The 22,124-nt window shown below is 63.7% G+C and carries 15 protein-coding genes; 14 read left to right on the top strand and 1 reads right to left on the bottom strand.

Annotated elements, in window-relative coordinates; genetic code table 11:
• Complete coding sequence (locus LOY53_RS15385; RefSeq protein ID WP_252824680.1) at positions 1–915, bottom strand: LysR family transcriptional regulator; 915 nt, start codon at positions 913–915, stop codon at positions 1–3.
• 298 nt (positions 916–1,213) lie between these two features.
• On the opposite strand from LOY53_RS15385, the gene speB reads away from it, so the two are divergent.
• The 14 genes from speB (at position 1,214) to LOY53_RS15315 (ending at position 22,118) form a co-directional block, all read left to right on the top strand.
• Complete coding sequence (gene speB / locus LOY53_RS15380; protein ID WP_027596333.1) at positions 1,214–2,185, top strand: agmatinase; 972 nt, start codon at positions 1,214–1,216, stop codon at positions 2,183–2,185.
• A gap of 15 nt (positions 2,186–2,200) precedes the next feature.
• Positions 2,201–3,709, top strand: coding sequence for an aldehyde dehydrogenase (locus LOY53_RS15375; RefSeq protein ID WP_258702905.1), 1,509 nt, complete (start codon positions 2,201–2,203; stop codon positions 3,707–3,709).
• A gap of 96 nt (positions 3,710–3,805) precedes the next feature.
• Complete coding sequence (locus LOY53_RS15370; protein WP_027596335.1) at positions 3,806–3,985, top strand: hypothetical protein; 180 nt, start codon at positions 3,806–3,808, stop codon at positions 3,983–3,985.
• Positions 3,982–5,451, top strand: coding sequence for a cytosine permease (locus tag LOY53_RS15365; protein WP_258702904.1), 1,470 nt, complete (start codon positions 3,982–3,984; stop codon positions 5,449–5,451). Before LOY53_RS15370 ends, LOY53_RS15365 begins: the two co-directional genes overlap by 4 nt.
• Before the next feature lie 4 nt (positions 5,452–5,455).
• Positions 5,456–7,141 carry a choline dehydrogenase gene (gene betA, locus LOY53_RS15360; RefSeq protein ID WP_258702903.1) on the top strand — a complete coding sequence of 562 codons (1,686 nt, stop codon included), beginning with the start codon at positions 5,456–5,458 and terminating at the stop codon, positions 7,139–7,141.
• Positions 7,142–7,580: 439 nt separating this feature from the next.
• Positions 7,581–9,005, top strand: coding sequence for a D-serine/D-alanine/glycine transporter (gene cycA / locus LOY53_RS15355; RefSeq protein ID WP_258702902.1), 1,425 nt, complete (start codon positions 7,581–7,583; stop codon positions 9,003–9,005).
• A gap of 82 nt (positions 9,006–9,087) precedes the next feature.
• Positions 9,088–10,617 carry a sigma-54-dependent transcriptional regulator gene (locus tag LOY53_RS15350; protein WP_252824671.1) on the top strand — a complete coding sequence of 510 codons (1,530 nt, stop codon included), beginning with the start codon at positions 9,088–9,090 and terminating at the stop codon, positions 10,615–10,617.
• A 260-nt stretch (positions 10,618–10,877) separates the two neighbouring features.
• Positions 10,878–11,255 (top strand): glycine cleavage system protein GcvH, encoded by a 378-nt coding sequence (gene gcvH / locus LOY53_RS15345; protein ID WP_027596340.1) that lies wholly within the window; start codon positions 10,878–10,880, stop codon positions 11,253–11,255.
• Positions 11,256–11,269: 14 nt separating this feature from the next.
• The gene (gcvP, locus tag LOY53_RS15340; protein WP_258702901.1) at positions 11,270–14,140 is read left to right on the top strand and encodes an aminomethyl-transferring glycine dehydrogenase; all 2,871 of its coding nucleotides are present in this window, start codon (positions 11,270–11,272) and stop codon (positions 14,138–14,140) included.
• Between the two features lie 59 nt (positions 14,141–14,199).
• On the top strand, positions 14,200–15,456 hold the full coding sequence (glyA, locus tag LOY53_RS15335; protein ID WP_258702900.1) for a serine hydroxymethyltransferase: 1,257 nt from the start codon (positions 14,200–14,202) through the stop codon (positions 15,454–15,456).
• Between the two features lie 21 nt (positions 15,457–15,477).
• Positions 15,478–16,602 (top strand): glycine cleavage system aminomethyltransferase GcvT, encoded by a 1,125-nt coding sequence (gene gcvT / locus LOY53_RS15330; protein ID WP_258702899.1) that lies wholly within the window; start codon positions 15,478–15,480, stop codon positions 16,600–16,602.
• 24 nt (positions 16,603–16,626) lie between these two features.
• Entirely contained in the window at positions 16,627–17,604 is a 978-nt protein-coding gene (gene lipA / locus LOY53_RS15325; RefSeq protein WP_258702898.1) for a lipoyl synthase, read from the top strand.
• A 1,684-nt stretch (positions 17,605–19,288) separates the two neighbouring features.
• Positions 19,289–20,554, top strand: coding sequence for a cystathionine gamma-synthase family protein (locus LOY53_RS15320; protein ID WP_252824666.1), 1,266 nt, complete (start codon positions 19,289–19,291; stop codon positions 20,552–20,554).
• A 124-nt stretch (positions 20,555–20,678) separates the two neighbouring features.
• The gene (locus LOY53_RS15315; protein WP_027596346.1) at positions 20,679–22,118 is read left to right on the top strand and encodes an amino acid permease; all 1,440 of its coding nucleotides are present in this window, start codon (positions 20,679–20,681) and stop codon (positions 22,116–22,118) included.
• Positions 22,119–22,124: the final 6 nt, after the last annotated feature.

The following is a 22,124-nucleotide window of genomic DNA, read 5'->3' as shown; positions in this document are numbered from 1 at the left end:
TCAAACGCCCCCAGCCTGGTGCATGCAGGCGTTCAGGTCTTCGAGGAACGCCCGCAGGATCGGCGGTGGTGACACGCCGCGCCGGGTGATCACGTCGAAGGGCGAGGTGAGGTCCAGGGAGTTCGCGCCCAGCCGGCGCATTTCGCCGGTCTTTACCCACTGCTCGGCGAAGTGCACCGGCAGAAACCCGATGTAGGCACCGGATATGATCAGGATCGCGGCCGCCTCGATGTTCTCCACGGTCGCGGCGGCCTTGGTGATGCCCAGTTGCTCCAGGTCGTATTGCTGCATATAGCCGCGCACCACGATATGGCACTGGCGAACCTCTTCAAGCAACCGGCCGTTCGCCGCTTTGCTGGCGTACAACGGATGGCGTCGACCGCAGTACAGCCCCAGGGCTTCGTCGTACAGCGGTAGGTACGAAAGCCCCGGCACGCGCAGCGGAAAATGGCCGATGGCCAGGTGCAGCCGGCTGTCCAGCACACGCTCTTCCAGCTCCGCCGGGGCGCCGATGTAGATGTGCAGGTGGGCATCGTGGCCGCGTGAAACAAAGCGCTGGGTGGTGCGCGGCAAAGGCGAGGCGGTGTCGGTCAGGGTGGAGTCGATGATGCCCAGGTTGAGCTTGCCGCTGATGTGCTGCTTGAGCACGTCGGCATCCATGCAAAAGCTTTCCACCGCGCTGAGCAGGCGCAAGGTGGCTTCGTGGATGGCCACGCCCTGTTCGGTCAGGCGAAAGCCACTGCGCCCGCGCTGGCACAGCTTGACCCCAAGGCGGGTTTCCAGGTGCGTCATCTGTTCGCTGATGGTCGATTGGCCGGCGTTGAGGGCGGCCTGCGCCGCAGAAAAGCCACCGCACCTGACGATGGTGGTGAATACCCTGAGGAGCTTCAGATCGACGTCGTGGAGCTGGATCACTGGGGCCTCCTGGCGGTGCGTCACATCGCGCTGGCTGATATGAGCGTCCGGCCATTGTTTTTTTTCAAGCTAACCACGCCCCTGTGATCACTGCAATGCCCGGCACCTGCAAATGACTGCCGGTGCACACCCGGCATTTCGCCGGGCCGCTGGCAGCGGGCGAATACTTCGGGTTGGCCGATGTATGCATCTGCACTTGCGCATTTTTCCCGCGTTGGCCTGCCGCCATAGTGGCTGCAACGGCGGTCGAGCAGTCGCCCCGTCTCCTGACCAGAACAATAAGTGGAGAAACCCGAACATGGCAAAGCACGGTTATGAATCCGGCCGCCTGAACCTGCCCTTCGTAGGGCATTGCACCTTCGCCAAGTCACCCATCTGCACCGACTGGAATGCCATCGACGCCGATGTGGCAATCCTCGGCGCGCCCAACGACATGGGGACCCAATGGCGCTCGGGCGCACGGTTCGGACCGCGCGGCATTCGCGAGGCATCGACCCTGTTCTCGTTCGGCCACGCCGGTGCCTACGACTTCGAAGATGACGCCACCTACCTGACCGATGACCAGCTGCGCATGGTCGATGTCGGCGACGCCGATATCGTGCACACCGACATGGCCACCAGCAATGCCAACATCGAGTCGGCCGTGCGCCAGATCCTCGCGGCGGGTGCCATGCCGATCGTGCTGGGCGGCGACCACTCGATCCATGCGCCAGTCATCAAGGCCTTTGAAGGGCGTGGGCCGATCCACATCGTGCACTTCGATGCCCACCTCGACTTCGTCGACGAGCGCCATGGCGTGCGCTACGGCCATGGCAGCCCCTTGCGCCGCGCCTCGGAGCTGGACCACATCGTCGGCATGACCCAGATGGGCATCCGCAACGTGTCGTCCTCCAACCGCGACGACTACGATGCCGCACGCGAAGCCGGCTCGCAGATCCTCTCGGTACGCGACGTGCGTCGCCTGGGCTGCGAAGGTGTGCTGGCAAAGATCCCCGAAGGCCGCGACTACTACATCACCATCGACATCGATGGCTTCGACCCGTCCATCGCCCCAGGCACCGGCACCCCGAGCCATGGCGGATTCTTCTACTACGAAGTGCTGGAGATCATCCAGGCGTTGGCCCGGCGCAGCCAGGGGCGGATTGTCGGCATGGACCTGGTGGAAGTGGCCCCGGCCTACGACCCGGCCGGCGTGACCTCGATTCTTGCCGCGCAATTGCTGATGAACAGCATCGGCTTCATCTTCCACGCGCGTGCCAACGCCCGCTGATCCGGAGACTGTACCGTGGACAACAAGGTAAAAGCCTACCTGCAGGCCTTCGGCGTTTCCGAGGCCACCCAGCGTTTTCTCTGCAAGCCCCAGCGCATGTTCATTGGCGGTGCCTGGCTCGAGGCCAGTGACGGTGCCAGCGCCGAGGTCATCGAGCCGTCCACCGAGGGCGTGCTGACGCGCATCCCGATGGGCACACAAGACGACCTCGACCGCGCGGTGCGTGCCGCCCGTGCGCAATTCGATGGTGGCCCCTGGAGCCAGCTCAAGCCCCTGGAGCGTGAGCGCCTGATTCATCGCTTGGCCGACCTCATAGAAGACAATGCCGACGAGCTGGCGCAGATCGAGTCGATCGACATGGGCAAGTCGGTCGCCCAGGCCCGCGCGGTGGATATCCAAGGTACCGTCGATACGCTGCGCTATTTTGCCGGCTGGGCCAGCAAGATTCATGGGCGCACCGTCGAGCCTTCGCTGCCGGGCAACTACCTGGCCTACACCCGCAAGGAAGCGGTCGGTGTGGTGGGGGCCATCGTGCCCTGGAACTTCCCGCTGCAAACCATGGCTTGGAAGCTCGGCGCGGCGCTGGCGACCGGCTGCACCGTGGTGGTAAAACCGGCGGAGCTGACGTCGCTGTCGGCCCTGCGCTTTGCCGAGCTGGTGCAGGCGGCGGGCATCCCTGACGGTGTGCTGAACATCGTCACCGGGCGCGGCAGCGTGGTGGGCACGGCGATGTCCAGCCACCCAGGCATCGACAAGCTGAGCTTCACCGGCTCTACCCCGGTGGGCTGCTCGGTGGGCAAGGTGGCGATGGACCAGATGAAACGCCTGACCCTGGAACTGGGCGGCAAGTCGCCGGTGATCGTGTTCGCCGATGCCGACATTGACGCGGCGGCTGAGGCGGTCGCCAACGGTGTGTTCTTCAACGCGGGGCAGGTGTGTGATGCCGGTACCCGTGCCTATGTCGAGCGCAGCGTCTACCCAGCCTTCCTCGAGGCGCTGGCCCGCTATACGGCCACGCTGAAGATTGCCCCAGGCCTGGACCCTGACTGCTTCATCAGCCCCATGGTGTCGCGCCAGCAACAGCAACGGGTACTGGAATACATCGCCCTGGGCAAGGCCGAAGGGGCGCAGGTGTACTACGGTGGCGAGCCGGTCGAAGGCCCGGGCTTCTACGTGCAGCCAACCATCTTCGCCCACTGCAACAACGACATGCGCATCGTCCGCGAGGAGATCTTCGGCCCGGTGCTGGTGACCTTGCCCTTCGATACCCAGGAGCAGGCTCTGGCGCTGGCCAACGATTCGGAATACGGCTTGGCGGCGGCGATCTATTCCAACGACCTGGGCAAGGTCCACAGGCTGATCCCGCGCCTGCGCGCTGGCACCGTCTACGTCAACGCCCACAGCACGCTGGACCCCTCCATGCCGTTTGGTGGCTACAAACAATCGGGCTATGGCAAGGACATGGGCGCTGAACAGCTGGAGTTTTTGTTGGAGACCAAGGCGGTCTGGATCACCTTGCCCTGAGGTACAGGGCTGGCCCGCGTCGCCTGGTTTGGCGAGCGACGCGGGCCACATGAACGCATCGAATTTCAAGAACAAGAACCCGTCGAGGTGATGCCAATGAACAGCCAAGTGGATACCGAGCGTGCACAAGACCTGGAACGGCGCCTGCGCGCCTATGAAGAACTGGAGGGCAGGGCGCACTGGCCCGGCGCGTTGAGCGCGGCGGATGTTGTTGCCCTGGCCGTGCTGACCCTGGTCATGGTGGTGGGCGCGTATTGCCTGGGGGGCCAGCCATGAGCCGCTCCAGAGAGCAGGAATTTCGCCTGGCCGCCGAACGCGGCGATACGCCTTTGCTGCCGGGCGAGCGGGTCTGGGGCTTCTGGGGTTATGCCTACGCCAACTCGGCGTTGGCGGTGGCCACCTGGGTGTTTTTGATCGGCGGTGCCACCGCGCTGTTCGTCGGGCCCTTGCAAGGCATTGCCGCGATCATCATCGGCAACATCATCGGCGTGGTGCTCGCGGCCTCGTCCACCTGCCTGCCGTGTGGCAAGTACGGCGTCGAGCAGTTCACTTTCCTGCGCAGCATGTTTGGCCTCAATGGCAGCCGGCTGGTCTATATCCTTTCGGTGGTGATCCTGACCATGGGTTGGCTGGCGGTGCTGGGGCTGATGTGCGGGCGGGCGCTGGACAACCTGGAAACCCTGGTGCAGCACAGCCAACCCGACAGCAACGACTGGCTGGTGACCGCCGGGGCCTTGCTGGCCATCGTGCTGGCGGCGCTGGTGGCCATGCGCGGACCAGACATGATCCGCCGCCTGAGCGCGGTGATCGCGCCCAGCTTGATTCTGATCATGCTGGCGCTGATGTACTTCATCTCCCGCCGCTACAGTTTCGGCGAACTGCTGGCCATGCCGCCCTTGCAGCCTCCGTTCGAAAACCCGCACGTCAACTTCATGATCGCGGTTGAAATCAACATCGCTGCGGGGTTCTCCTGGTGGCCTTACATCGGCAATCTGTCGCGCCTGTGCAGCAACCAGCGTACGGCATTCTGGCCCAACCTGGTGGGCATCTTCGGCGCAGCTTCACTGGGTGAGTCGGTCAGCCTGTTCGCCGCCACCACCTTGGGCAGCAGCGACCCCACCGCCTGGATGCGGCTGGCCGGCGGCATGACCTTCGGCGTGATCGCCCTGAGCTTCCTGGCCCTGGCCAACCTGACGGGCATGGTCAACATCCTCTACACAGCCGTCATCGGCCTGCGTCAGTTGGCCGGGGAGCGTTTGCGCAGCCTGGGCTGGGGGATGCTGATCGGGCTGTTCTGCATCATCCCGGTGGTCATCGTGGTGTGCCTCCCGGGTATCTACGACGGCTTCTTCATCTTCCTGGTGTGGACGTCGGCGCTGAACAGCGCGCTGGCCGGCATCGGCATCGCCGATTACTTCTTCCTGCGCAAGCAACGCCTGAACCTGCGGCATCTGTATGCCGAGCAAAGCGGCTCACCGTTGCGCTTCTGCAAAGGCTTCAACCCCATCGCGCTGCTGGCGCTGGTGGCAGGGTTTGCCGTCTACGTGGTGGTGTTCAACCCGCAGACCTTGGCCCATACCGATTTCTTCACCTTCGCCACCGCCTCGCTGCCGTCCTGCCTGCTGGCCGGGCTGGTGCATTACGGCCTGACCCGCCTGCTGGCCACACGCCTGGGCTGGGGCGGCTACCCCAAGGGCAATGAACGCAACATCGAGGCCTCAGGCCTTCGCGTACAGGACTAGAACAATGAAAAAACGATACGACTACATCATCATCGGCGCAGGCTCTGCCGGCTGCGTCCTGGCCAACCGCCTGACCGAAGATGCCGGCACCTCGGTACTGGTGCTGGAGTTCGGCGGCAGTGACCGCAGCGTGCTCATCCAGATGCCCAGTGCGTTCTCGTTGCCGATGAATACCAAGAAGTACAACTGGCGCTACGAGACCGCCGCCGAAGCCCACCTGGACGGTCGCCGATTGCACTGCCCGAGGGGCAAAGTGCTGGGGGGGTCGTCCTCGATCAACGGGCTGGTGTACATCCGTGGCCATGCCTGCGACTTCGATGAATGGGAAAGCCTGGGCGCGAAGCACTGGAGCTACCGCAACTGCCTGCCGTACTTCAAGCGCGCCGAGCATTTCAAGTTTGGTGGCGATGACTACCGCGGCGGCGCAGGGCCGCTGGCCACCAACAACGGCAACAACATGCAGAACCCGCTGTACGGTGCCTGGGTAGAGGCCGGCGCCGAGGCTGGCTACATCAAGACCGCCGACTGCAATGGCTACATGCAGGAAGGCTTCGGCGCCATGCACATGACCGTGAAGGACGGGGTGCGCTGGTCCACCGCCAATGCCTACCTGCGCCCGGCGATGAACCGGCCGAACCTGACCGTGGTGACCCACGCCATGACCCGGCGCATCCTGCTCGACGGCAAGCGCGCAGTGGGCGTGGAGTACGACGAGGGCGGGCAGACCCACACGGTGCATTGCAACCACGAGGTGTTGGTATCGTCCGGCCCGATCGGCTCGCCGCACCTGTTGCAGCGCTCGGGTATCGGCCCAGAGGCGGTGCTGAAAAAGGCCGGCATCAAGGTGCTGCACGACCTGCCGGGTGTGGGCGAAAACCTGCAGGACCACTCGGAAATCTACATCCAGTACGCGTGCAAGGAGCCAGTGACCCTCAATGGCAAGATGAGCCTGCTGGGCAAGGCGATGATCGGCCTGCGTTGGCTGCTGTTCAAGGATGGCCTGGGCGCCAGCAACCACTTCGAGGCGGGTGGTTTTATCCGCTCGTCCAAGGGGCTGCGTTGGCCGGACATCCAGTTCCACTTCCTGCCGGCGGCCATGCGCTACGACGGTGACAAACCGTTCAAGGGCCACGGTTTCATGGTGCTGACCGGGCCGAACAAGCCCAAGAGCCGCGGCCATGTGCGGGCCCTGTCGGCCGACCCTTACCAGCACCCGGAAATCCGCTTCAACTACCTGCAAAGTGAGGAAGACCGCGAGGGCTTCCGCCGCTGCGTGCGCCTGACCCGCGAGATCATCGCCCAGCCGGCCATGGACCGCTTCCGCGGCGAGGAGCTGGCACCTGGGCCGCAGGTGCAGACCGATGAGCAGATCGATGCCTTCGTGCGTGCCAACATGGAAAGCACCATGCACCCTTGCGGTTCTTGCCGCATGGGTGAGGACGACATGGCAGTGGTTGATTCGACGCTGCGCGTGCATGGCCTGCAGGGGCTGCGGGTGATCGACTCTTCGGTATTCCCGAGCGAGCCCAACGGCAACCTCAACGCGCCGACCATCATGCTGGCCGAACGTGCCGCCGACCTGGTGCGCGGGCGTGAGCCGCTGGCGCCGGTCGATGTGCCGGTCGGTTTGGTGGACGGGTGGGAAGAACAACAGCGCAGCCGCGCGCCGCGGCGCGAGGTACGTGCGTGATCAAGCGTGGGTGAGCCTACGCGGTCCCTGTGGGAGCGGGTTTACCCGCGAACACCGGCGAAGCCGGTGCCATACACCGCGTCGGATTCTTCGCGGGTAAACCCGCTCCCACAGGTACAGCGCTGGCCATGGGGCGGATGAAGCAGATAAACCTGGACTGATAGCGCTCCATTGTAGTGATATCGATACAGCGCAGGGCAGGGCACGGTATACGACGCTTCGGTGTCGTACACCGCGCCTTTACCGCCACCGCCTGGAGTGGCTTCATTACAGCAATAAACGTTAATACCTACACAGACCCCCGTATTTAAAGGGCTCTAGCCTTTGGCATAGTCCTTGCTCTTTCCCTTGCGTTCGGCCGGCTGTTGCAACGCATGTCCGGTTAGAAAGTTGAACTTGTGACGTTATAAAAACAATTAAACTAGCAAGGTAAATAACAATGAATAACCTGCCGCAGGGTCACTGTCCGCCTGAGGGTGACACCCACGAACTCAAACGTAACCTGTCCAACCGCCATATCCAGTTGATCGCCATCGGCGGCGCCATTGGCACGGGCCTGTTCATGGGCTCTGGCAAGACCATCAGCCTGGCTGGACCGTCGATCATCTTCGTCTACATGATCATCGGCTTCATGCTGTTTTTCGTCATGCGGGCGATGGGCGAACTGTTGTTGTCCAACTTGCAGTACAAGTCATTCATCGACTTTTCGGCGGACCTGTTGGGCCCGTGGGCGGGGTTCTTTACCGGGTGGACCTACTGGTTCTGCTGGATCGTCACCGGTATTGCCGACGTTATCGCCATCTCCGCCTATTCGCAGTTCTGGTTCCCCGATATTCCCTTGTGGTTACCGGCACTGGCCTGCGTCGGTGTGTTGCTGTCGCTCAACCTGATGACGGTGAAGATGTTCGGTGAGCTGGAGTTCTGGTTCGCCATGATCAAGATCGTGGCCATCTGCGCCTTGGTCTGCACCGGGGTGTACATGGTGGCGGCAGCCTATCAGTCGCCGACCGGTAACGTCGCCTCGCTGGCCAACCTGTGGAACGACGACGGGATGTTCCCCCACGGCGCCATGGGCTTCTTCGCCGGCTTCCAGATCGCGGTGTTCGCCTTCGTCGGCATCGAACTGGTCGGCACCACCGCGGCCGAAACCAAGAACCCGGAACGCAACCTGCCACGGGCCATCAACTCCATCCCGCTGCGCATCATCGTCTTCTACGTGCTGGCGTTGATTGCCATCATGGCCGTGACCCCGTGGCGAGAAGTGGTGGCCAACAAGAGCCCCTTCGTCGAACTGTTCGTGCTGGCCGGGCTGCCTGCTGCAGCGGGGATCATCAACTTCGTGGTACTGACGTCTGCGGCGTCTTCGGCCAACAGTGGCGTGTTCTCGACCAGCCGCATGCTCTATGGCCTGGCGGTGGAGGGTGATGCACCGGGCCGGTTCAGCGCGTTGTCACGCCGTGCAGTGCCCTCCAACGGCCTGATCTTCTCCTGTATATGCCTGACCGCTGGCGCCCTGGTGATCTACCTGGTGCCGAACATGCTCGACGCGTTCACGCTGATTACCACGGTGTCGGCCCTGCTGTTCATGTTCGTCTGGTCGATCATCCTGCTGTCTTACCTGGCGTACCGCAAACAGCGTGACCACCTGCACCGTGCGTCGAAATACAAGATGCCGGGCGGCACGATCATGTGCTGGGTCTGCCTGGTGTTCTTCGCTTTCATCCTGGGCCTGTTGGCCCTGGAGGCGGACACCCGCATGGCGTTGTTCGCTGTGCCTGTGTGGTTTGCCGTACTGGGCCTGTCCTACCGGTCCATTCGCCAGAAAAAACAGGAGCACGTCGCGTTGTCGCTCGAAGCGGAGTAACCGCCGCCTTCACGTTTTAACCAGGGGGACAGCGCCGGGTGCGCCGTCCCCCTGTTGTCGTTTCGCCAACCAGGGAATCACGATGAGAATCCACGTCACCTTCATCGACCGCGTCGGCATCACCCAGGAAATCCTGGCACTGCTAGGGGCGCGCAACCTCAACCTGGACGCGGTGGAAATGATCCCGCCCAACGTCTACATCGACGCCCCGGCGCTGTCACAGGCTGTGCTGGACGAGCTCTACGGTGCGCTGTTGCGCGTGGTTGGGGTGCAGGCGGTCGAGTTGGTCGACTTCCTGCCTGGCCACCGCCGGCGCCTGCAACTGGAGGCCCTGCTGGCGTCGATGAGTGACCCGGTGTTGGCGGTCGACCCGGGCGGCCATGTGCTGCTGGCCAACCCCACCCTGGTCAACCTCATTGGCCGCGAGCCAGCCGGCGAGCCGTTGTCGCGCCTGTTTGCCGAGGCCAACCTGGCCCAAACCCTGATCGACAAAGGCTTTCGCCTGCCCATGTGCGAGGTGGGCTTCCAAGGCCAGGCGTTGTTGTTGGAAGCCACGCCCATCAGCGGTGGTGCCGATGCCCTGGTGGGCGGCCTGCTCACCCTGTACCCGCCAAGCCGCATCGGCGAGCGTCTGGCGTCGTTGCTGCACGACCACACCGAAGGGCTGGAGGGGCTGCTGGGCGATTCCACGGCGCTGAAGGAACTCAAGGTGCGCCTGCACAAGGTGGCAGGCCTTGAGGCGCCGCTGCTGATCCAGGGCGAGACGGGCACCGGCAAGGAGTTGGTCGCCCGCGCCTGCCACGCCCTCAGTGCCCGGCGCGATGCGTCGTTCCTGGCCCTCAACTGCGCCGCCTTGCCCGAGAGCCTGGCCGAGAGCGAATTGTTCGGCTACGCCGCTGGTGCGTTCACCGGCGCCCAGCGCGGCGGCAAGCCCGGCCTGCTGGAGCTGGGCGATGGCGGCACGGTGTTTCTCGATGAAGTGGGTGAGATGTCGCCTTACCTGCAGGCCAAGCTGTTGCGCTTTCTCAATGACGGCAGCTTCCGCCGCGTCGGCGGTGGCGGTGAGGTGCGGGTGAATGTACGGGTGGTCTGTGCCACCCACCGCAACCTCGAAAGCATGGTGGTCGAAGGCAGCTTTCGCGAAGACCTGTACTACCGCCTCAATGTGCTCAACCTCAAGGTCCCGCCCTTGCGCGAGCGAGGCAAGGACATCTTGCTGCTGGCCGAGTACTTCCTGCGCCAAGCCTGCGCGCAGATACAGCGCTCGCCCTGCCGGTTGGCCCTGGCGACCCATCCGCTGCTGCTGGGCAACCGCTGGGCGGGTAACGTGCGCCAGTTGCAGAACGTGATTTTCCGCGCCGCGGCCATCAGCGAAGGGGAGGTGATCGACTGCGACGACCTGGAGTTGGCCGGCACCGCTTTGAGCAGCCAGCAGCCCGACGCACACGAAATCATCAGCCTGGAAGCGGCCGTGCAGGGGTTCGAAAAATCCCTGCTGGAAAAGCTCTATGCAACCTATCCCTCGACCCGGCAACTGGCCGCACGCTTGCAGACGTCGCACACGGCTATCGGCCAGCGCTTGCGCAAATACGGCATTGCCACCCGGGCCTAGCGCCGTGGTGCCAATACGTTCCACTGGAGTGATTGCACTCCAGTTCGGCGAGGTCCCCGCGTTCATTGGCACGCCCCGGCACGCAGGCCTGCCGGGGCGATGCACTGGAGCTTATTCGTTCCGCCTGGGCCGACTGGAATGGTCCTCGTTTTTATCTCAAGCCATTGAAATAAAAAGGTTTAATCAAGTTGGCATCGCCCTTGCTCTTGTAGTTTTCAGTCCTGTACCGGGACCTACCTGATAACAAGAGAGGAAGATCCATGAGCATGCTGCGTTTTACCCCCGAACACGAATGGCTGCGTCTGGAAGCGACTGGCGAACTGACCGTCGGCATCACCACCTATGCCCAGGAGGCGCTGGGGGACGTGGTGTTCGTGCAGTTGCCAGAGCCGGGCGAGTACGGCGAGGGCAATGAAGTCGCGGTGCTGGAGTCGGTGAAGGCCGCCAGCAACATCAGCATGCCCCTGAACGGTACGGTGGTGGCGGTCAACCAGGCCCTGGCCGACGACCCGGAACTGGTCAATGCCTCGCCGATGCAGGACGGCTGGTTCTTCCGTATTCAGGTGGCCAACCTCGCTGACCTCGACACCTTGATGGACCAGGACGGCTACGACCGCTTCCTGGCCGACAACGCCTGAGCCAGGGTATCGACATGCACAATGCACCGTTTCCATTGACCACGGATAATGAGTTCATCGCCCGCCACATCGGCCCGCGTGAGCACGATATCGAGGCGATGCTGGCGCTGACCGGCCATGGCTCCCTGCAAGCCCTGGTCGACTGCGTCATCCCAAGCAGCATCAAAGGCACCAGCGTGCTTGAGCTGAGCAAAGGGCAGGGCGAGGCCGAGGCCCTGGCGTCGCTCAAGGCCATCGCCGCGAAGAACCAGCTGTTTCGTAACCACATCGGCCAAGGCTACTACCCGTGCCACACGCCGACGCCGATCCTGCGCAACCTGCTGAAAAACCCAGCCTGGTACACCGCCTACACGCCGTATCAGCCAGAAATTTCCCAAGGCCGGCTGGAAGCGCTGCTCAATTTCCAGACCTTGGTCTGCGACCTCACCGGCATGCAGATCGCCAACGCCTCCTTGCTCGACGAGGCCACCGCTGCGGCCGAAGCCATGACCTTCTGCAAGCGCCTGGCAAAGAGCAAGGCACCGGCCTTTTTCGCCTCCCGCCACTGCCACCCGCAAACCCTCGACGTGCTGCGCACTCGCGCCCAGCCGCTGGGTATCGAGGTGGTCATCGGTGATGAAGCGGCGCTGGAAGGCCAGGGCCTTGAGGCCTACTTCGGCCTGTTGCTGCAGTACCCGGCCAGCACTGGCGCTATCGCCGATCACCGGGCCTTGGTGCAACGCGCCCATGCCGCCGGCGCCTTGGTGGCGGTGGCCGCCGACCTGCTGGCGCTGACCCTGCTGGCCCCGCCGGGCGAGTTCGATGCCGACGTGGTGCTGGGCAGCGCCCAGCGCTTTGGCGTGCCGCTGGGCTTTGGCGGCCCGCACGCAGCGTACTTCGCCACGCGCGATGCGTTCAAACGCGACATGCCCGGCCGCCTGGTCGGTGTCTCCATCGACCGCTTTGGCAAGCCGGCGCTGCGCCTGGCTATGCAGACCCGCGAGCAACACATCCGCCGTGAGAAAGCGACCAGCAACATCTGCACCGCGCAGGTGCTGCTGGCCAACATCGCCAGCATGTACGCGGTGTACCACGGCCCTCAAGGCCTGGTGCAGATCGCCCAGCGTGTGCACCGGTTAACGGCAGTGCTGGTGAAAGGGCTGCTGCAGCTCGGGCACACAGTGGAGCAAGCGCACTTCTTCGATACCGTCAGCGTGGTCACTGCCAGGCCTGCGGCCGATGTGCTGGCCGCCGCCCAAGGGGCCGGCCTGAACCTGCGCCCGATCGACGCTCAGCGGGTCGGCCTGTCACTGGATGAAACCTGCGAGCAGGCCAGTGTCGAGGCCTTGTGGCGGGTGTTTGCCACCCCGGGCCAGGCGCTTCCGGGCTTCGTCGCCCTGGCAGAGGGCTGTGGCGATTGCCTGCCAGTGCAACTGCTGCGTGAAACCCCGTTCCTGCAGCACCCGGTATTCAACCGCTACCATTCTGAAACAGGCCTGATGCGCTACCTGCGCAGCTTGGCCGACAAGGACCTGGCGCTGGACCGCACCATGATCGCGCTGGGCTCGTGCACCATGAAGCTCAACGCCGCCAGCGAGATGATCCCGATCACCTGGCCCGAGTTCGCCAACCTGCACCCGTTCGCCCCGGCCGAACAGTCGCTCGGCTATCGGCAACTGACCGACGAACTGCAGGCGATGCTCTGCGAGGCCACCGGTTATGACGCGATGTCGTTGCAGCCCAACGCCGGCTCGCAAGGGGAATACGCAGGCCTGCTGGCCATCCGCGCCTACCACGCCAGCCGCGGCGAAGCGGGCCGTGATGTCTGCCTGATCCCGTCGTCCGCCCACGGCACCAACCCGGCCACGGCGCAAATGGCTGGCCTGCGCGTGGTAGTGGTCAATTGCGATGAGCGCGGCAACGTCGATGTGGCCGACCTGCAAGCCAAGGCGGAGCAGCACCGGGCGCAACTGGCCGCGCTGATGATCACTTACCCCTCGACCCACGGGGTGTTCGAAGAGGGCATCACCCGCATCTGCGACATCATCCATGCGCACGGCGGCCAGGTGTACCTGGACGGCGCCAACATGAACGCCATGGTCGGCCTCTGCGCCCCGGGCAAGTTCGGCGGCGACGTGTCGCACCTCAACCTGCACAAGACCTTCTGCATTCCGCACGGCGGTGGCGGCCCGGGTGTCGGCCCGATTGGGGTCAAGGCGCACCTGGCGCCGTTCCTGCCTGGCCACGCGCACCTGGAACATAAACAAGGTGCCGTCTGCGCAGCGCCTTATGGCAGTGCGAGCATCCTGCCGATTACCTGGATGTACATCCGCATGATGGGTGGCGAAGGGCTCAAGCGCGCCTCGCAGCTGGCAATTCTGAGTGCCAACTACATTGCCCGGCGCCTGGAGGAGCATTACCCGGTGCTGTACACCGGCGAGAATGGCCTGGTCGCTCACGAGTGCATCCTCGACCTGCGCCCGCTCAAGGACAGCAGCGGCATCAGCGTCGAGGACGTGGCCAAGCGCCTGATCGATTTCGGCTTCCACGCCCCGACCATGTCGTTCCCGGTGGCTGGCACGCTGATGGTCGAGCCGACCGAGAGCGAGTCCAAGGAGGAGCTGGACCGCTTCTGCGAGGCGATGATCTGCATCCGCGAGGAAATCCGCGCGGTGGAAGACGGCACCTTCGACACGCTCGACAACCCGCTGAAAAACGCCCCACACACCGCCAGCGAACTGGTGGGCGAATGGCCCCATCGCTACGGCCGGGAGCTGGCGGTTTACCCGTTGCAAACGCTGCGCGAGAACAAGTACTGGCCGCCAGTGGGGCGCGTGGACAACGTCTACGGTGACCGCAACCTGGCCTGTGCCTGCCCGCCCACGTCGATCTACCAGGACGCCTGACTGCCCAGGCCCGGGCCCCTCCGGGCCTTGCCTGCCCCCAACAATAAGGAAGCACCCACATGTTCCATAAAAGCCTCACCCTGTCCGACTTCGACCCTGCGCTTCAGGAGGCCATCAGCCGTGAAGTACAACGCCAGGAAGACCACATCGAGCTGATCGCCTCGGAAAACTACACCAGCCCGCAAGTGATGCAGGCCCAGGGCACCGAGCTGACCAACAAGTACGCCGAAGGCTACCCAGGCAAGCGTTACTACGGGGGGTGTGAGCACGTCGATGTGGTTGAACAGTTGGCCATCGAGCGCGCCAAGCAGCTGTTCGGTGCTGACTACGCCAACGTCCAGCCGCACTCCGGCTCTTCCGCCAACGGCGCGGTGTACCTGGCCCTGCTGCAGGCCGGTGACACCCTCCTGGGCATGAGCCTGGCCCACGGCGGCCACCTGACCCACGGCGCCAAAGTGTCGTCCTCGGGTAAGCTGTACAACGCGGTTCAATACGGCATCGACACCAAGACCGGCTTGATCGACTACGACGAAGTCGAGCGCCTGGCAGTCGAGCACAAGCCGAAAATGATCGTCGCTGGCTTCTCGGCCTACTCCAAGACCCTCGACTTCCCACGCTTGCGCGCCATCGCCGACAAGGTCGGTGCGCTGCTGTTCGTCGACATGGCCCACGTTGCCGGCCTGGTTGCTGCGGGCCTGTACCCGAACCCGATCCCGTTCGCCGATGTGGTCACCACCACCACCCACAAGACCCTGCGCGGCCCACGTGGCGGCCTGATCCTGGCCAAGTCCAACGAAGAAATCGAGAAGAAGCTCAACGCTGCCGTGTTCCCCGGCGCCCAGGGCGGCCCGCTGATGCACGTCATCGCCGCCAAGGCCGTGTGCTTCAAGGAAGCGCTGGAGCCAGGCTTCAAGGCCTACCAGCAACAAGTCATCGAAAACGCCCAAGCCATGGCCCAAGTGTTCATCGACCGCGGTTACGACGTGGTTTCCGGCGGCACTGACAACCACCTGTTCCTGGTCAGCCTGATCCGCCAGGGCCTCACCGGTAAAGACGCCGACGCCGCCCTGGGCCGCGCGCACATCACCGTCAACAAGAACGCCGTCCCCAACGACCCGCAGTCGCCATTCGTGACCTCGGGCCTGCGCATCGGCACCCCGGCCGTTACCACCCGTGGCTTCAAGGTGGCCGAATGCGTGGCCCTGGCTGGCTGGGTCTGCGACATCCTCGACCACCTTGGCGATGCCGATGTCGAGGCCCAGGTGGCCGCGTCGGTGGCCAGGCTGTGTGCGGAATATCCGGTCTATCGCGCCTGAATCGACTACGGGGAATCGTTCATGTCCACAGAACAACTCAAACAAACGCCACTGCATGACCTGCACTTGAAACTCGGCGCGCGCATGGTGCCCTTTGCCGGCTACGCCATGCCAGTGCAATACCCGCTGGGGGTGCTCAAGGAGCACCTGCATACCCGTGAACAGGCCGGCCTGTTCGACGTTTCGCACATGGGGCAGATTCGCCTGCGCGGCGCCGGCGCTGCCAAGGCATTGGAAGCGCTGGTGCCGGTCGACATCCTCGACCTGCCGGTGGGCATGCAGCGTTATGCGCTGTTCACCAACGACGACGGCGGCATCCTCGATGACCTGATGGTGGCCAACCTGGGCGATGACGAACTGTTGCTGGTGGTTAACGCCGGCTGCAAGGACCAGGACCTGCTGCACCTCAAGCAGCATCTTGAAGGGCAGTGCGAGGTCGAATCGCTGTTCGAAAGCCACGCCTTGCTGGCCCTGCAGGGGCCTGCGGCGGCCAAGGTACTGGGGCGCCTGGCGTCCCAGGTCGGCGCCATGACCTTCATGCAGTTCGCCCGTGTGAAGCTGCTGGGTGTCGACTGCTACGTTAGCCGCTCGGGTTATACCGGTGAGGATGGCTTCGAGATCTCGGTGCCGGCCGAGGCGGCGGCAATGCTCGCCCGCACGCTGCTGGCCGAGCCTGAGGTTGAGGCTATCGGCCTGGGCGCCCGCGATTCGCTGCGCCTGGAGGCCGGGCTGTGCCTGTACGGCCATGACATGGACGCGCGCAGCACACCGATCGAGGCCAGCCTGACTTGGGCCATCTCCAAGGCCCGGCGTGCCGAGGGCGCGCGGGCCGGCGGTTTTCCGGGGGCCGAACGCCTCTTTACCCAGCAACGCGAGGGCGTGACCAGTAAACGGGTGGGCCTGATGCCCAAAGCACGTGTACCGGTGCGCGAAGGGGCGCTGATCGTCGATGCTGACGACCAGGAAATCGGCCGTGTCACCAGCGGCGGTTTCGGCCCCAGCCTGGGCGGGCCTCTGGCGATGGGGTACGTGCACAGTGCCCACGCGGCGTTGGAAACCGAAGTCTTCGCCTTGGTACGTGGCAAGCGGGTGCCGATGCAGGTGGTGCGCACACCCTTTGTGGCGCAACGTTATTACCGTGGCTGAAGCCTTGATTGCCGGAGCATGAACATGAACCAGACATTGCCTGCCGCCACGCGCCCGCAGCCCCTGCAAGCCGGTGTGAAACTGCGCGGCGCCGACAAAGTAGCGCGTATCCCGGTGAAGATCCTGCCTACCGAGGAGGTGCCGCGCAAACCTGACTGGATCCGCGTGGGTATTGCCACGTCACCCGAGGTCGCACGGGTCAAGGCGCTGCTGCGCAAGCACAAGCTGCACAGTGTTTGCGAAGAAGCGTCGTGCCCGAATCTGGGCGAGTGCTTCTCCGGTGGCACGGTGACCTTCATGATCATGGGTGACATCTGCACCCGCCGTTGTCCATTCTGCGACGTCGGCCACGGGCGGCCGAAGCCGCTGGATGCTGATGAGCCGAAAAACCTGGCGATTGCCATTGCCGACCTGCGCCTGAAGTACGTGGTGATCACCTCGGTGGACCGCGATGACCTGCGCGACGGCGGCGCCCAGCACTTCGTCGACTGCCTGCGTGAAATCCGCACACTGTCGCCGGGCGTCAAGCTGGAAACCCTGGTGCCGGACTACCGCGGGCGCATGGACGTGGCCCTGGCCATCACCGCGCAGGAGCCGCCGGACGTGTTCAACCACAACCTGGAAACCGTGCCGCGCCTGTACAAGGCGGCACGGCCGGGCTCGGACTTCGAGTGGTCGCTGGACCTGCTGGAGAATTTCAAACGCCGTGTGCCCAGCGTGCCGACCAAATCCGGGCTGATGCTGGGCCTGGGTGAAACCGATGAAGAAGTGATCGAGGTGATGCTGCGCATGCGCGAGCACCAGGTCGACATGCTGACCCTGGGGCAATACCTGCAACCGTCGCGCAGCCACCTGCCGGTGCAGCGCTTCGTGCACCCGGACACCTTTGCCTGGTTTGCCGAACGGGCCTTGGCGATGGGCTTCAAGAACGTGGCGTCCGGGCCGCTGGTGCGGTCCTCCTACCATGCCGACCAGCAAGCGCTGCAGGCTCATGTGCAATAGCGCTGCGAAGAGGCCGGTGAAAACACAACAATGTTCGTTGCTATCACTGGCCTCTTCGCAGCACAAGGCTGCTCCTACCGGGTCATGCGTAAACCCCGGATGGCTTGCCCGGCGCAGGCGGCTTTCCAAGCCATTAAAGCTTGTCGCAAACAGCAGGTCAGGTGCAGTGGCGCTGCGCCCCAAATCTGTGTAGGAGCAGCCTTGCGCTGCGAAGAGGCCGGTGCAGGCACAGTCAATCTTCGTTGCTATCACCGGCCTCTTCGCAGCACAAGGCTGCTCCTACCGGGTCATGCGTAAACCCCGGATGGCTTGCCCGGCGCAGGCGGCTTTCCAAGCCATTAAAGCTTGTCGCAAACAGCAGGTCAGGTGCAGTGGCGCTGCGCCCCAAATCTGTGTAGGAGCAGCCTTGCGCTGCGAAGAGGCCGGTGCAGGCACAGTCAATCTTCGTTGCTATCACCGGCCTCTTCGCAGCACAAGGCTGCTCCTACCGGGTCATGCGTAAACACCGAATGGCTTGCCCGGCGCAGGCGGCTTTCCAAGCCATTAAAGCTTGTCGCAAACAGCAGGTCAGGTGCAGTGGCGCTGCGCCCCAAATCTGTGTAGGCGCAGCCTTGCGCTGCGAAGAGGCCGGTGCAGGCACAGTCAATCTTCGTTGCTATCACCGGCCTCTTCGCAGCACAAGGCTGCTCCTACCGGGTCATGCGTAAACCCCGGATGGCTTGCCCGGCGCAGGCGGCTTTCCAAGCCATTAAAGCTTGTCGCAAACAGCAGGTCCCGTGCAGTGGCGCTGCGCCCCAAATCTGTGTAGGAGCAGCCTTGCGCTGCGAAGAGGCCGGTGCAGGCACAGTCAATCTTCGTTGCTATCACTGGCCTCTTCGCAGCACAAGGCTGCTCCTACCGGGTCATGCGTAAACACCGAATGGCTTGCCCGGCGCAGGCGGCTTTCCAAGCCATTAAAGCTTGTCGCAAACAGCAGGTCCCGTGCAGTGGCGCTGCGCCCCAAATCTGTGTAGGAGCAGCCTTGCGCTGCGAAGAGGCCGGTGCAGGCACAGTCAATCTTCGTTGCTATCACCGGCCTCTTCGCAGCACAAGGCTGCTCCTACCGGGTCATGCGTAAACCCGGATGGCTTGCCCGGCGCAGGCGGCTTTCCAAGCCATTAAAGCTTGTCGCAAACAGCAGGTCACGTGCAGTGGCGCTGCGCCCCAAATCTGTGTAGGCGCAGCCTTGCGCTGCGAAGAGGCCGGTGCAGGCACAGTCAATCTTCGTTGCTATCACCGGCCTCTTCGCAGCACAAGGCTGCTCCTACCGGGTCATGCGTAAACCCCGGATGGCTTGCCCGGCGCAGGCGGCTTTCCAAGCCATTAAAGCTTGTCGCAAACAGCAGGTCCCGTGCAGTGGCGCTGCGCCCCAAATCTGTGTAGGAGCAGCCTTGCGCTGCGAAGAGGCCGGTGCAGGCACAGTCAATCTTCGTTGCTATCACCGGCCTCTTCGCAGCACAAGGCTGCTCCTACCGGGTCATGCGTAAACACCGAATGGCTTGCCCGGCGCAGGCGGTCTGGTAAGCCATTAAAATAAGCGCCCCTTAGGGCCCAATTGCATCGTTTTTCATGGGTGCAGGTGCGCTCTATAGTCCTCGCAGACCAGTCGAAACACCGCCGTGTTTCATCGATGCGAGACAATGACATGAATAACCAAGCAAAGGTCGCTAACGGCGTGCAGCCGGGTATCGGGACGCGGGTGGTGTGGGAGGGGGAACAAGTCGAGCACCCCTTCAATGCCACCCAAACCCCGATCATCGCCAGTGCCGCCTACGGCTACCAGGATATCGACGCCTGGTACGACATCGCGCTGGGCAAGCAGCCGGGCTTCATCTACAGCCGCATGAGCAACCCGACGGTTGCGGTCCTCGAGGACAAGCTCTGCGCACTAGAACACGCCGAGTCGGCCGTGGCCTTCAGCACCGGTATGGCGGCCATCAGCGGTGTGCTGCATACCTTCCTGTGCAATGGCAAACGCGTGGTCTCGACCCGCGACAGCTACGGCGGCACCAACAAGATTTTCGAAGAATTCCTGCCCCGTCAGGGCGTCGAAGTGACGCTGTGCGACACCCTCGACACCGACGCCATGGAGCGTCAAATCGCCCGGGGTTGCGATGTGGTCTACCTGGAGACCCCGAGCAACCCGACGCTGAAAATCCTCGACATCCGCCGCTTGGTGGCCGCAGCAAAGCGTGTGGGCGCCTTGGTCGTTGCCGACAACACCTTCGCCACGCCGCTGAACCAGAACCCGCTGCTGCTGGGCGTGGATGTGGTGGTGCACAGTGCGACCAAGTTCCTTTCCGGCCATGGCGATGTGTTGGGCGGGGTGGTCTGCGGCAGCGAAGCCTTGATGGCGCAGGTGCGTCATTACCGTGAAATCAACGGCGCTTCACTTGACCCGTTTTCCGCGTACCTGATCATTCGCGGCATCAAGACCCTGGCGCTGCGCCTGCGTCAGCAGCAGGCGAGCGCCCAGGCCCTGGCTGAGTACCTGTGCAATGAGCCGTTGGTCGAGTCGGTCAACTACCCTGGGTTGCCTGGGCACCCAGGCCACGCGATTGCCAGTGCGCAGATGCGCGGCTTTGGCGCCATCGTCAGTTTCGTGCTGGTAGGCGGGATGGACACCGTCGTCAAGTTGCTGCCCAAGCTGCGCTACGCCCACCGCGCCGGCAACCTGGGTGCGGTGGAAACCATCTACGGGCCGGCACGGACAACCAGCCACGTGGAAAACACCCTGGAAGAGCGCCAGGCACTGGGCATCTCAGAAGGCCTGGTGCGGGTGTCGGTCGGCATCGAGGATACCGCCGACCTGCTGGAAGACCTGCGCCAGGCGTTCGCCGCTGTGCAGGTCGAACGCGCGCAGGGGCAGGGCAGCGACACCTGTGGCCGGCACGTCGAAGTGTCCACCTGAGGCGTCGGTCACGCCCTTCATGATTCATGAAAGCCATAACAATAACAGCCGCTGACACAGCGACGGTGGCGGCCTCAGGGTCGACTGCCGGCTGCTGTGCCAGCCACTTCATGAGAACTCAACTATGTCCACCGAACACTCAAACGCGGCGTCGGGCCACCCGGCCGGGTACAAGAAAGAGATGCACACGCGCCACATCGTCATGCTGGCGCTGGGCGGCGTGATCGGCACTGGCCTGTTTCTGACCTCAGGCTACACGGTCAACCAGGCCGGGCCCTTGGGCGCGGTCATCGCCTATATCGTCGGCGCGGTCATGGTCTACCTGGTAATGGTCTGCCTGGGTGAACTGGCGGTGCAGATGCCCGAAACTGGCTCGTTCAGCAGTTATGCAACCCGCTATCTGGGGCCTGGCACCGGGTACACGGTGGCCTGGCTGTACTGGTTGACCTGGACGGTGGCGATCGGCTCGGAGTTCACCGCGGCGGGTATCCTGATGGTGCGCTGGTTCCCCGACACGCCGGTGTGGATCTGGAGCGCGTTGTTCGCGATCACGGTACTGGTCAGCAACGTGGTGTCGGTACGCCTGTTTGCCGAGACCGAATTCTGGCTGTCGCTGGTCAAGGTGCTGACGGTGATCGCCTTCATCGCCATCGGCGGCGCGGCGATTTTTGGCCTGCTCGATGTGCAGCACGTGCAGGGCATCGGGCTGTCCAACTTCACCCGCGAAGGCTTGTTCCCGACTGGCTTGCTGCCGATCGCGATGACGTTGCTGGCGGTGTCGTTCGCCTTCTCCGGCACCGAACTCATCGGCATTGCCGCCGGTGAGGCAAAAGACCCACAGGACAGCGTGCCCAAGGCGATACGTACTACGGTAGTACGATTGGCGCTGTTCTTCGTCGGCACCATCATCGTCCTGGCCACCTTGCTGCCACGTGAACAGGCAGGCTTGGTCGAAAGCCCATTCGTCATGGTCTTCGACCTGATCGGCATTCCGTACTCGGCAGACATCATGAACTTCGTGATCCTCACCGCGCTGCTGTCGGCCGCCAACTCCGGGTTGTACGCGGCCTCGCGGATGCTGTGGACGCTCAGTGACCAGGGCCATATGCCCAAGTGCTTCGCCCGCCTGTCGCCACGCGGCACGCCGGTCAACGCCATCATGCTGAGCATGGCCGGCGCCGCGGCGTCGTTGCTCAGCAGCGTGCTGGCGCCAGACACGGTGTACTTGGCGCTGGTGTCGATTTCCGGCCTGGCGGTGGTGGTGGTGTGGATGAGCATCGCCGCCAGCCAGATGGCCTTCCGCCGGCACTATGTGGCCAATGGCGGCCGGGTCGAAGACCTGCACTTCAGGGTGCGTGGCTACCCGTGGGTGCCGCTGGGCGCGATTGCCTGTTGCGTGCTGGCGTGTGTCGGCATTGCCTTCGACCCGGAGCAGCGTGTTGCCCTGTATTTCGGTATCCCGTTCATTGCCTGGTGCTACTTCGTCTACTGGGTAACCCGCAACAAACGTGCACAGCGCCTGGCGGCTGCGGCATCGGCAGGCGCGGGTGTTGGCGCGACCTGAACAAAC

Origin of the sequence: Pseudomonas sp. B21-031 (assembly GCF_024748985.1) — a bacterium.
In the GTDB taxonomy this organism is placed as follows: Bacteria; Pseudomonadota; Gammaproteobacteria; order Pseudomonadales; family Pseudomonadaceae; genus Aquipseudomonas; species Aquipseudomonas kermanshahensis.
Note: the sequence above shows the minus strand (reverse complement) of the source record. Positions and strands in the feature narration are given on the sequence as shown.